General features: G+C 72.1%; 10 protein-coding genes. 7 read left to right on the top strand and 3 right to left on the bottom strand.

Annotation, left to right across the window (positions count from 1 at the left end):
- Positions 1 to 45: 45 nt before the first annotated feature.
- From AB0J69_RS60065 to AB0J69_RS60095, 7 genes are all read left to right on the top strand, one after another.
- Entirely contained in the window at positions 46 to 1,083 is a 1,038-nt protein-coding gene (locus tag AB0J69_RS60065) for a hypothetical protein (RefSeq protein WP_364137951.1), read from the top strand.
- A complete protein-coding gene (locus tag AB0J69_RS60070) occupies positions 1,080 to 1,790 on the top strand; it encodes a hypothetical protein (protein WP_364137953.1) in 711 nt (236 codons plus the stop codon). Before AB0J69_RS60065 ends, AB0J69_RS60070 begins: the two co-directional genes overlap by 4 nt.
- Positions 1,787 to 2,365 (top strand): hypothetical protein, encoded by a 579-nt coding sequence (locus tag AB0J69_RS60075; RefSeq protein WP_364137955.1) that lies wholly within the window; start codon positions 1,787 to 1,789, stop codon positions 2,363 to 2,365. Before AB0J69_RS60070 ends, AB0J69_RS60075 begins: the two co-directional genes overlap by 4 nt.
- Before the next feature lie 111 nt (positions 2,366 to 2,476).
- Positions 2,477 to 3,727, top strand: coding sequence for a serine hydrolase domain-containing protein (locus AB0J69_RS60080; protein ID WP_364137957.1), 1,251 nt, complete (start codon positions 2,477 to 2,479; stop codon positions 3,725 to 3,727).
- Positions 3,728 to 3,840: 113 nt separating this feature from the next.
- Positions 3,841 to 5,064 carry an ROK family protein gene (locus tag AB0J69_RS60085; protein WP_364137969.1) on the top strand — a complete coding sequence of 408 codons (1,224 nt, stop codon included), beginning with the start codon at positions 3,841 to 3,843 and terminating at the stop codon, positions 5,062 to 5,064.
- 165 nt (positions 5,065 to 5,229) lie between these two features.
- The gene (locus AB0J69_RS60090; protein ID WP_364137959.1) at positions 5,230 to 7,173 is read left to right on the top strand and encodes a sensor domain-containing protein; all 1,944 of its coding nucleotides are present in this window, start codon (positions 5,230 to 5,232) and stop codon (positions 7,171 to 7,173) included.
- A complete protein-coding gene (locus tag AB0J69_RS60095) occupies positions 7,113 to 7,790 on the top strand; it encodes a response regulator transcription factor (RefSeq protein ID WP_364137961.1) in 678 nt (225 codons plus the stop codon). The genes AB0J69_RS60090 and AB0J69_RS60095 overlap by 61 nt, the downstream gene beginning before the upstream one ends.
- Here the strand turns inward: AB0J69_RS60095 and AB0J69_RS60100 are convergent, their stop codons facing one another.
- From AB0J69_RS60100 to AB0J69_RS60110, 3 genes are all read right to left on the bottom strand, one after another.
- Positions 7,791 to 9,371, bottom strand: coding sequence for a BBE domain-containing protein (locus AB0J69_RS60100; protein ID WP_364137963.1), 1,581 nt, complete (start codon positions 9,369 to 9,371; stop codon positions 7,791 to 7,793).
- Between the two features lie 984 nt (positions 9,372 to 10,355).
- Positions 10,356 to 11,144 carry a transposase family protein gene (locus tag AB0J69_RS60105; protein ID WP_364137965.1) on the bottom strand — a complete coding sequence of 263 codons (789 nt, stop codon included), beginning with the start codon at positions 11,142 to 11,144 and terminating at the stop codon, positions 10,356 to 10,358.
- A 564-nt stretch (positions 11,145 to 11,708) separates the two neighbouring features.
- On the bottom strand, positions 11,709 to 12,185 hold a 477-nt coding region (locus AB0J69_RS60110; RefSeq protein ID WP_364137967.1), incomplete at its 5' end, for a hypothetical protein.

Consider the following 12,185-nt stretch of genomic DNA (forward strand, 5'->3'; position numbering starts at 1 on the left):
TGGCACAGGCCCCGGCCGCCCACGATGAGACTGGAGACACCTCTGTTGACCACAAGCCGTTCGCGAGCCGCCCTCGCCCGCCTCGCTGCCTTACCCGCTCTCGGCATTGCCCTGCTGATCGCCACTCCGTCCGACGCGGTGGCGTCCGCCAGCCCGTCCGGCGCCGACATCACCTGGTCGGTCGTGCCGGCCAACGCCGGCGGCCCCGACGGCCGCAGCGTCATCGACCTCGAACTCGCCGGCGGCCAGCAGGTGGTCGAGCACGTGGCGGTCATCAACCGCTCCACCCAGCCGGTCGACTTCGCGATCGACGCCAACGACGGCTACCTGACCTCCAAGGGCTACTTCGACATGCGGCCCTCGGGCACCGCACCCACCGACGGCGGCTCCTGGATAGCGGTCCCCGAGAAGGTGACCATCGCCGCCGGGGCCACCTCCGTCGTGCCGGTGACGGTGTCGATCCCCCAGAACGCGACGCCGGGAGACCACCCCGCGGGTGTGACCGCGTCCCTGGAGACCGTCTCCGGCCAGGTACGGGTCCAGAACCGGGTGGGCGTCCGCCTGAACATCCGCGTCACCGGCGACTTCGTGGCCAAGGTCGCCGTGACCGACGTGCGGGCCGAGTACGCGGGGTCGTGGAACCCCTTCGCCGCCGGATCGGTCGAGGTGACCTACACCGTGGCCAACGTCGGCAACGTCCGGCTGGTCACGGACAACCGGGTTCTGACGTCCACGTTCGTGGGCGAGAGCAGCTGGAGCGACCCGTCCGCGGCCAAGGCCAGGGAACTCATGCCGGGCGGCAGCCGCACGTTCGTCGCGCGGGTGCCGGGCGCCTGGCCGCTGGGGCCCGTCGGCACGACGGTCACGGCGATCCCCTCCCCCGCGGGCCAACCGCTTCCGGGCGTCACCGCCGAGCGGGTGGCGATCGACACCACGGTCTGGGCCCTGCCGTGGCCGCAGCTCGGCTTCCTCGCCCTCCTCGTCCTCGCCTTCCTCGCCATCCGGCTGATCGCCGCCCGGCGCCGCAGGCGGATCGAACAGTTGATCATGCTTGCCGGCCGAGGCGCGCCTCAGGAGGCGTGAGGTCCATCGACATCCGCCCTCAGGAGGTGGCCACCATCAACCGACCCAGGCAACCAGCCCCCGTACGGCATGCGATGCGGGGCCGCGTGCTCGCCCTCATGGCCGCGTTCACGCTCGGCGCGATCGTCGCCGCCGGTGTGGTGTTCGGCATGACCCGGCCGGGCTCGATCGAGCAGACGGCCGATCGCCTCCGTACCGAGTCCGCCGTCCGCGACAAGACGCAGATCAAGGCCCTGACGGAGCTGGCCCGCAGCACGCGCGCCCGGCTCGTCCCCGTGCTCGACGGGCTGGGCCGGGCCATGCCCGCCGACGGCACCGCGGGCCCCGTCGCGGTGACCGCCGCCGACGTCGAGACCTGGCGGCAGGCGGCGGCCGCGGCCGTCCATGGCTTCGCCGACCCGCCGTCCGGTGAGACCGCCACCAACGTGGCGCGGTCGAGTCTCGCCTCCGCCGTACGGCAGATCGCCACGACCGTCGACACCTACGCGGCCGCGCGGGACCTCACCGGACCGGCCCGCACCGCCGCCATGGACCTGGCCGCACGGCAACGCGCCGACGCGCTCTTCACCTGGTCGATCGGAGCCACCGCTCTCGACGCCGTGAACATCGACGCGGGCTACGGCCACCAGCACGTGTTCCTACCGACATCACCCGGCGAAGGGGCGCTCACCCCCGATACCGAACCCGAGGGGAGTCACCACTCGTGAAGAAGGCACCGGCATACGTCCTCACCGTCCTGCTGGCCGGGCTCGCCCTGGTGCTCGGCGCACCCGCGGCCTCCGCGCACGGCGGACCCATCGAGCTGGAGGTGACGGGAGACGGCGCCGACAACGTCAACGTGCTGGTGACGTACAAGAAGGACGGCCATCCCGTCACGGAGATCGTCGAGGCGACGCTGGCCGCGACCTCGGCCGACGGCCGGTCCTTCGGCCCGGTGCCGCTCCGGTCGGCGAGCGAGGGCCAGAACCTCTACCGCTCCGCCGAGCCGCTGCCGAGCGGGGAGTGGCGGGTCACCGTGACCGCGACCGAACCCTCCAAGGCGAAGAAGACGGTGAAGGTGAAGGCGGGCGTGGTCGCCGCCGTGCCCGTGACCGCTCCCACACCGGACCAGGCGACGGCGCCCGCGCGGAACAGGGCCGCCGCGGCGACGACCGTGGTGGACGACGAAGGCGCCATGGGGACTCCGCTCAAGATCGGCATCATCGTGCTCGCGGCGCTGGCCGCCCTCGGGGCCTGGATCGGCCTCGCCCTGCGGCACAACCGCGTGGGTGTCCGGCGCTGAAGGACCTCGACGACGGCCACGCCGGCTTGGTGCGAGAGTTGACTTCTGTCATGCGGGACCCGTGACACAGCGCACTGACCTCCGCCGGGCGGAAGGCTCATGCTGAGCGCCATGACCATTCGTCGATTCAGCACGTTCGCCTCGCGGCTGGGAGCCGCGACCCTGGCCGCCGCGCTGCTCGCGGCGGGACCCGCGGCCGCCGCCGAGGACGGCGGCCTCGACCGGCAGCGGCTGCGCCAGACGCTGGACGCCATGCACGAGGCCGGCATGTACGGCACCTATTCGAACGTCGTGGACGGCCGGCGGAGCTGGAAGGGCGCCGCGGGCTTCGCCGACGTCGAGACCCGCCGCCCGACGCGCCCCGAGATGGTGCACCGGGCCGGTAGCGTCACCAAGTCGTTCGTCGCCGTGGCCGTGTTACAGCAGGTCGGCAAGGGCACGATCGAGCTCGACGCGCCCATCGGCCGCTACCTGCCGGACCTGGTCCCGGGTGAGCGCGGGCAGCGGATCACCGTACGCATGCTGCTCGACCACACCAGCCACATCGCCAACCACACCGAGGTGATCTTCCCGACGGTCGAGAGCCTGGACGCCAACCGCTTCCGCGCCTTCTCGCCGGAGGAGCTGGCGCGGGCGGGGCTCGGCGCCCCCGCGACCGGGCAGCCGGGGGTGACACCCGGGGCGTACTCGAACACGAACTTCGTCATCGCCGGCCTGCTGCTGGAGAAGGTGACGGGCACGAGCGCCGAGCGGTACATCACCGACCAGGTCTTCCGCAGGGCCGGCCTGCGGCACACGTCGTTCCCGCGTACGCCGTACCTTCCTGGGCCGAGCTCCAAGGCGTACGAGGCGTTGTTCGGCTACTTCGACCCGCCCAAGGACTACAGCGTCTACAACATGTCCTGGGCCTGGACGTCGGGTGCGGTCGCCTCGACGATGGAGGACCTCAACCGCTTCTTCCGGCTGCTGCTGCGCGGCGAGCTGCTCGACGCTCCCCTGCTCGCCGAGATGCAGAAGACCGTGCCCATCCGGTCGTTCTCGGGCGCCCTGCTCGACTACGGTCTCGGGATCTACCCCCTCGACCTGCCGTGCGGCAGGTTCTGGGGGCACGACGGGAGCATCCCCGGCATGCAGACCTTCGCGTTCTCCGACGCCGACGGCGGCCGCCAGTTCGCCTTCGGCACCAACCTGCGGAACTACCAGCAGCTCGACGAGAACGGTAGTCCTGTCACGCACGCCATCGACTTCGCGCTCGGGGACCACCTGCTGGAGGCGGCGTGCGGGCCTGACGCGGGGGCGGCGACCAGAGCGGCACGGCCGCTCCCGGCGATCGGCGTGGACGGGGGCACCGCCACCCCGTGACCGGCGGCGCGGGCGGGTCGCCCGCTCCGGCAAGGCCGCCGCTTCCGGCATCGCCGTCGTCACCATGGCCTGCCTCCCGCGCGGGCTGTGATCATTCGCAGACAGGTCCTAGGCTGGCGGGGGTGACGGGATCGGCGGCGGGCGCGCGGACGCAGGAGCAGATGCGGCAGCGGAACCTGAGTGAGGTGCTGCGGTGCGTCCACAAGGACGGGGCGGTGTCCCGGGCCGCGCTCAGCCGCCGGATGGGCCTCAACCGCAGCACCATCATGGACCTGACCGCCGAACTCGCCGCGGCCGGGCTCGTCCGCGAGGGCGTTCCCACCGGGCGGGGCCGCGCCGGGCGGCCGTCCATCGTCGTCATGCCCGAGCGGGGGACGGTGTACGGGCTCGCGTTCGACGTCGCCGTGGATCGGCTGCTCGCGGCCCGTGTCGGGCTCGGCGGCCGGGTCCTCGACCGCCGCGAGGCCGTGCGCGCCCGCGCCGGGGTCGACCTGGAGGACGTCGTCGGCGTCCTCGCCGCCTTCGGCCGCGAGCTGGTCGTCGGGGCCGGTCCGGGCGCGTTGTGCGTGGGTGTCGGCGCGTCGTACTGCGGGTTGATCAGGCGCGCCGACGGCACGGTCCGGTACGGGCCGCACCTCGGCTGGGTGGACCAGGCGTTCGGCGCGGAACTCGGCGCCGGGCTCGGCCTCGGGCTTCCCGTCGAGGTGGGCAACGAGGCGCACCTGGGTGCGATCGCCGAGCACGTGCGCGGCGCGGGATGCGACGTCGACAACCTCATCTACCTGCACGGGGACGTCGGCGTCGGCGGCGGGATCATCGTCGGCGGCAAGCTCCTGGACGGCGACGCGGGCTACGGCTGCGAACTCGGGCACATGCTGGTCAACCCGTTCGACGGGCGGCCCTGCCTGTGCGGGTCGCGCGGCTGCCTGGAGGCCGAGGTGGGGGAAGAGGCGCTGCTCGACTACGCGGGACGGTCCGACGAACTCGTCGGACGCGACGGCATCCGGGCCGTCGTCGCCCTCGCCGGGTCCGGTGACGCCCGAGCACGGGTCGCCCTCGACCGCGTCGGCGACTGGCTCGGCGTCGGCGTGGTCAACCTCATCAACCTGTTCAACCCGGCGCTCGTGGTCTTCGGCGGGATGCTCCGCGACGTCTACCCGGGCGCCGCGCCACGCGTGCACGCCCGGATCGACGCGCATGTCCTGCCGGTGTCACGCGAACGTGTCCGCCTGGCCGTGACGGCCCTCGGTGACGACACCACGCTCGCCGGGGCCGCCGAACTCGCCTTCGCTAACCTCCTGGACAACCCCCTCAGCACCTTGGCCACCCTCCGCTGATCCCGGTCGCCTTCCCGCACCCCGCAGATGGGTGCTGGCACCCATGCCGTCGCTTTCCCCCAGCGTGCTTTCATCGTGCCGACCGCAGGTACGGCGACGCAGAATCGAGGAGTCGGACGGTCCAGGCCCCCGGGCTGCCGGGACCGTGGCTCGTGGAGGCGCAGGGTGGGGCGAGGCAGAAGGTTCGTCGGCTACACGAGCGCGCCCCTGCGCGGCCTGGCGCTGGCGGGGCTCGCGCTGCTGGGACCGCCGCTCCTGATCGTGATCTTCGTGGGCGCGCACGCGGGGCTGCCGTCTCCGGCGTTCTTCGTCGAGCACGGCCGCCGGCTGCCGGCACTGGCCCGGCGGCTGGCCGCCCGGTGGGGTGGCGTGGTGATCGCCTCGCCCTACCGTCCGGCTCCGCCGCCGCCCGTACGCGATGCCGACGGCTGGTACCGCGACGGCGACGCCCTGTTCCGCTCGGCGTTCCTGCCCGCCTACCTGGCACGGCTGCGGTGGATCGGCTGCGATCCGGCGACCGCGCGCGACCTGTCGTGGATGATGCTCAACCCGCTGGTCGGCGGCGTGCTGGCGGGACTCGCGCCGGCGCTGATCGGCGGCGGGCTCGCCGCGGTGTGGTTCCACCGCCCGGCCGGCGCCGCGGCGATGCTGCTCGGCCTCGTGCTCGGGCCCCGGCTGCTGCACCTGCACGCCCGCTGGACCCGGGTGCTGCTCGCGCCGTCGGCACGCCGCGCGCCGGGCCGCGTCGCGGAGGCCGTCGGGGCGGGGGCCGGCGCCGGGGCCCGACTGTGCGCGAGCTTCGTGCTGTCCGGGGTGGCGATGGTGTTCGCCGTGGCCCAGGTGGTGTCGATCGGGCTGATGCCGATGCGGCTGTGGCCTGAGACGGTGCTGGGCTCGCGTCGTTTCGTGTCCTGGCGCCGGGCCCGGATCGGCGAGTGGACGGGCGTGCGGATCGCCGAGCCGTACCGCCCCGAGCCGCCGCTGCCCGACCCTGAGCCGGACGGGTCGTACCGACTGGGGTGGGGGCCGGTCGGCACGGTCCACCAGACGCGGGGAGCCGCCGTTCGGGCGCGGCGGTTCGGGTGGATGGTACGCGACCGGGCCTCGTGGCGGGATCTGGCGTGGTTGTTCCTGGAGGTGCCCGTCGCCGCCGTGCTCTTCGCCGGACCGGCCGCGCTGATCGTCGGCGGGCTGGCCGGGCTGTGCTGGCTGTGGTTGTGGACCGAGGGGCTGGGCCTCCTCACCGGGCTGACGTGGTCGCCCGACGACCTGCTGCACGCCGCCGTACCGGCGCTGTCGGGCGTTCCGGCTCCGGTGGCCGGCCTGGCCGCCGCCGCCCTCGGCATGGCGGTCGCCCCGGCGCTGCTGCGCGGCCATGCCCTGCTGAGCCGGTCGCTGCTCGGCCCGACCAGGGCAACGCTGCTGACGAGCCGGGTGGACACGCTGACCAGCAGCCGCGCCCGGATCCGGGACGCCCAGGCCGCCGAGCTGCGCCGGATCGAGCGCGACCTGCACGACGGCGCGCAGGCCCGGTGGGTGGCCGTCGGGATGACGCTGGGGGCGGCGGAAGGGCTCATCGATCAGGATCCCGAGGCGGCCAAGGCGATGATCGCCGGTGCCAAGGACATGTCGGTGATCGCGCTCGGCGAGCTGCGCGAGCTCATCCGGGGCATCCATCCGCCGGTACTCGCCGACCGCGGGCTCGCCGACGCCGTACGCACCCTGGCGATGGACGCTCCGCTGGAGGCGGAGGTTCGCGTGCACCTGCCGGGCCGGGTGGCCGCACCGATCGAGGCGGCGGTCTACTTCGCCGTGTCCGAGCTGCTGACCAACGCCGCCAAGCACGCCGCCGCGTCAAGGGTCCTGGTGGAGCTGCGCCACGCGGACGGCGTGCTGACGGTCACCGTGGCCGATGACGGGCGGGGCGGCGCCGTGGCCGGGCGCGGGGGCGGGCTGCACGGCATCCGGCGCCGCCTCGACGGATTCGACGGAGTTCTGATCCTGTCCAGCCCACCGGGCGGACCGACCGTTGCCATCTTGGAGATTCCATGCGCGTTGTCCTCGCCGAGGACGTCTACCTCCTCCGGGAAGGGCTCACCCACCTCCTGAGAGCTCACGGCATCGAGATCGTGGCCGCCGTGGACACCGGCGAGGAATTACTGGACGCCCTGGCCAGGCACCCGTCGCACGCCGCGATCGTGGACGTGCGCCTGCCGCCCAGCTACACCGACGAAGGGGTGCGCGCCGCCATCGAGGCCCGCACCCGCCATCCCGGATTTCCCGTACTGGTCCTGTCGCAGTACGTCGAGCAGATCTACGCCCGCGAGTTGCTGGCCGACGGCGCCGGAGGCGTCGGTTACCTGCTCAAGGACCGGGTGTTCGACACGGGCCACTTCGTCGACGCGCTGCGCCGGGTCGCGGCCGGCGGCACCGCCATGGACCCGGAGGTGATCTCGAAGCTGCTCGGCGGCACCTCTCCCCTGCACCCGGTCGCGTCGCTGAGCCCGCGCGAGCGCGAGGTGCTCCAGCTCATGGCGCAGGGGCGCTCGAACGCCGCCATCGCCGGCCAGCTCTACATCAGCGAGGGTACGGTCGGCAAGCACATCGCCGCCATCTTCGCCAAGCTCGGCCTCGAGGCCACCGACGACACCAACCGCCGGGTCCTGGCCGTGCTGGCGTTCCTCAACCACGCACGGCCGGGGCCGCCGGACCCCGCTGGGCCTTGATCAACGGGTGGGCCGGACGGACAGGGCATGCCGGAACACCCCGAGCGGGTCCCAGCGGGCCTTCACCCGCTGCAGCCGCGGGTAGTTGCCGCCGTAGTAGAGCGTGGACCAGGGCACGCCGGAGGTGTTCCACGCCGGATCGGCCAGATCGATGTCGGGATAGTTGATGTAGGCGCCGCCCGGGACCGGTACGCCGCCCGTGCCGGCGTACATCGCCTGGTAGAAGCGCCGCACCCACGCGATGCCCTCGGCGCCCTCCCCTTCCGTCCAGGTGCCCAGATAGAGCGCCTTGAGGATCGAGTCGCGCTCGGCCATGGCGGTCGCGCTGGGGGCCACGGTGTTGACCTGCCCGCCGTACGACGCCAGCAGCAGCACCCCCGGACCGGCCACGCTGAGATGGTCGTAGGCGACCCCGATCTGCCGGTCGGTGAACCGCCGGCGCAGCTGGGCGGATTTGGCCTTGAACCTCCCAGACTCCTGGTCGGCACCGAGCGCTTGCGTGCTGACCGCGTGATACCACGGCAGCCGTCGCACCGGAGGGATGTACGCCCGCGCCCCCACTCCCCGCGTCAGCGCCGCGAAGTACTCGGTGAGCAGGCGCTCGGCGTTCGGAACGGAAGCGTCCATCATGGTCGGCAGGATCATGCCGCCGGGATCCGCCCCCTGGGCGCGGCTCTGGACGATCAGCGCGCTCCAGAGCCCCGCGTACGGCGAGCCGGGGGCGCTGTTGCGCTCGTGCCACTCACCGTGGTTGCGCAGCAAGGTGGTGAAGGACTCCCTGGTCATATCGCTCCACGACCAGGCCGGAGCGCAGACCAGCAGGGCCGGTGGCGGCTTGGGCAGCAGCGTACGGGGATCCTTCCCCTTCGCCTTCGGGTCGCGCATCCAGTAGCGCGTCACGACGCCGAAGTTCCCCCCTCCGCCGCCCGTGTGCGCCCACCACAGGTCATGCTCGGGGTCGGACGGATCCCTCGTGGCGACCACCGCCCGTGCCCGCCCCGAGCGGTCCACCACCACGACCTCCACGGCATGCAGGTAGTCGACCACCGCCCCCAACCGGCGCGAGTGCTGGCCGTACCCGCCGCCGGCGATGTGGCCGCCGGCCGCCACCCCGCCGCACTGGCCGCCGGGAATCGTCACCCCCCAGCCCAGGTACAGCTTCCGGTACACCTGCATCAACGTCGCGCCCGCCTCGATCGCGAACGCGCCGCGCCTGTCGTCGAAGTACACCTCCGACATCTCACACATGTCGATCACGACCTGCGCGCCGTCGCCGACGAAGTTCTCGTAGCAGTGGCCGCCGCTGCGCACGGTGACCCGCTTGCCGGCTCCGACAGCCTCCGCCACGGCCTGCTCCACCTGCTCGGTCGAGCCGACCACGTGGAAGTACTCCGGTCCGGGGGTGAACCGCTGGTTCGTCCGGCGCACGGCGAGATCCTCATAGCGCGGGTCACCCGGGACCACCCGGACCGGCCCCGGTTCCTCAGCCCCCGCTCTCGACGGTGGGCCGAGGCCCAGCACCGCCGTTCCGCCGACTGCCGCCGCCCCGCCCATGAATCCCCGCCGGGTCACCTTGCTCACGATCGACCACCTCCTGCTCGCAGCTGAAATCCGTGCGTTGGCAACGCTAGGAGCGTGGTCACCGGGCGGAGAACCGCCTTGGCCCCCGTCCGAGATGGGAGGTAACCCCCAGGCCGCCGGAGAAGACGCTGGGGCGGGTGCCGTACGAGACCGCCGACCTCGATCTGGAGCACCGGAGCGCCTCCGTCCCCTCAAGGGCGCCGCCGTCGAACGGGTGTGCCGGGACAGCGGCACCGCCCACCTGCTGCCCGCACACGTCCCTTGCGGCTCATCACGGGCAAGACCCCGCACAAGAACCCCGCGCAAGAACCCCGCACCGCCCTGCGCCATGCACTGCGCGAGCGGGAACGGGCCGCCGGCCGAGGTCGCGTGAGCCCGTCGCAGCGGCGGACGGCATGCCGGCCGTGCTCTGGACGAAGAGCGCCGCGGGTTTGACGTTGACGCTGCGGCAGGGAAGGAGGGTCTGACTGCGTCGGAGGGCGTCGGATGGGGAGTCTCTTACCTGATGGGGCGGCTCAGACCGTCGATGGCCGTCGTCCCTGATCAGGAGGTGTTGGCTCCCTCTTTGGCTCCCTGACTCCTCCTAACGAGCACGAGCCCGGCCCTGAAAACTTGCTGAATCGATCTCATTGGGGTCAAGCGGCGGCGCGGCGCGCCGCCGTACCCCCGGCCCTCCGCCCGCCCGCCGTCCGAGCGTGCGGCCTGGGGGCCGGTCCCGGACGGCGGCGGGACACCGGGCCGGGCACCACGCGCCGGCCCCGCCGTACCAACCGAACACGCCGACCGGGGTTGCCGCGCCGCACAGATGCAGCCCTACGATCGCCACTGCATGGCTGGACGCCGTACGTGCTTGGGGGCGATCGACGATCCAGGGTTCGTTCTCACCCTGGCTCACCGAGCAGCGTGGTTGATCTCTTGGAGGGCACGATGAGCGGCATGCCGAAGAATCCGCCTGAGTCGATGAAACGTCACTTGCGTCAGCGCCTAAACGACCACGCTCGTTCGCGCTTCTTCGATGAGCTGCAGGACGAGGATGGCCTGCACGATTGTGGTGGCACGGTGCGGGCAACAGCGCAGCCGGGCCAGGACCTTCCAGGTCTTCAAGGTCGCAATGGCGCGTTCCCCGCAGGCGCGGATGCGCGCGTGCGCACGGTTGACCGAGCGCTGATGGCGCGACAGCGGCGGCCGGAGCCGATGGCCTTTGAACGGCGTGCGGATGCTGCCGCCCGCGCCTTGATAGCCCTTGTCGGCCAAGGTCTTCACCCCCGCGGCGGTCAGCGCGTCGATCAGGCTGGTGACGCGGGCCGCGGTCAGGTCGTGCGTGGCACCAGGAAGCGCCGGTGAGGCCCATACCAGCCGCCCGGTCGGATCGGCCAGGACCTGGACGTTCATGCCGTGACGCCGGTGTTTACCAGAGTAGTAGGGCCGTTCGTCGGCCAGCCGGTCGATCGGGATCAGGGTGCCGTCCAGGATGGTGTAGGCCAGCCGGCCGGCGCGTAAGACGGCGGCGTGGACGTCGTCGGCGAGCAGGGCGAGCAGGTCGGCCGCCTCGCGGACGTAGCGCCAGGCGGTGCTGGTGCCGACGTGGAAGCCCGCGGCCAGACGGGTGTAGGTGTCGCCGCTGCGCAGGTGGGCGAGCACGAGCAGGGCTTGCCGGGATGGGTCCAGGCGTCGCCATCGGCAGCGGCGCTCGGCGCGCCGGGCGCGGATCAGCGCGGCCAGGCGGATCAGGGTGTGATTGGACAGCGGAATCGCGGCACGGTATGACAGCAACGAGGCTCTCCGGTAGAGGCATCGGATCTTGGGCGACTGCTGTCTTACCGGGAGCCTCTTCTCATGTCCACCGGTCCCGGCGCCGTCCTTGCTGACCTGCGCGATCAGGTTGGAAAAGCCTCACTCTCGCCCATGCGGCCCGGTTGCTGCGAAGCTGGCCAACTCGGCCGGCCGGTCGCTCACCGCGGCGAGCAACCTGCTCGTCATCCTCGACAACGCGCTCGACGCCGGCCAGGTGCGCCCGCTCATCCCGGCGGGCGCCGACTGCCGGGCCCTCGTCATCTCCCGCGACGCTCTGAGCACTCTCGACCGAGCCCGCCACCTGCATCCGGCCGGGCTCGGCAACCGCGATGCCGTCACGCTGCTGGCCAGGATCGCTGGTGGTACGGCCCGACCCTGCACGAGCTGGGCCGGCCCACCGAGGCGCGCAGGATCTGGCGGGACCGCTTCACGACTCTGCTGGAGGCGCGCCTCCTGACCCGCGCGGAGGTGGACGAGCTGCTCGATCAGCCCGTCCCCGAGATGTCCGGGCCGATCGGGAACATGCTGTGACCTGCCTGAGCGTCAGCGGCCCGGGTGTACGTACTGGTTGTGGCGAGTCGTGGTGTTGACGCAGTGAAAGTCAGACTTTTTGTTGTAGACGCACAGCTCCAGGGTGACCGCCGATATGGACCGGGAGCGGGAGAGGGTGACGTTTCCGAAGTTGCTGCCCCTGTCGGCGCAGCCGTTGGTGTCCTTCTTCCAGGGAAGTGTGCGCCAGGTTCGGGTTCCGGTGGTGTATTTGTATACGATCCGGGCCTTCACCGGAAGGTTGTCACCGGGGCAGAGGTCGCGCACCGTGAAGTTCCGAAAGACGACCTTCGTCCGGCTGACGAAGTCGACGGTTACCTGGGCGTACCCGTCGCCGCCGCTCGGGCGGTTCGTACGGCCGGAAGACACTCCGTCCCTCGCCTGCGCCGGGCTTGCCACCAGCAGTCCGCTCAATACTGCGATGCCCAGCGCGGCGCCCAGCATGCGTGTCTTCAACAGTCCTCCAGCAAG

Source organism: Nonomuraea sp. NPDC049709 (genome assembly GCF_040674815.1).
Taxonomy (GTDB): Bacteria; Actinomycetota; Actinomycetes; order Streptosporangiales; family Streptosporangiaceae; genus Nonomuraea.

Excerpts from the sequence above, each read along its gene's own strand:
- AB0J69_RS60095 (WP_364137961.1), top strand. The coding sequence starts at position 7,113 with ATGCGCGTTGTCCTCGCCGAGGACGTCTACCTCCTCCGGGAAGGGCTC.
- AB0J69_RS60080 (WP_364137957.1), top strand. The coding sequence starts at position 2,477 with ATGACCATTCGTCGATTCAGCACGTTCGCCTCGCGGCTGGGAGCCGCG.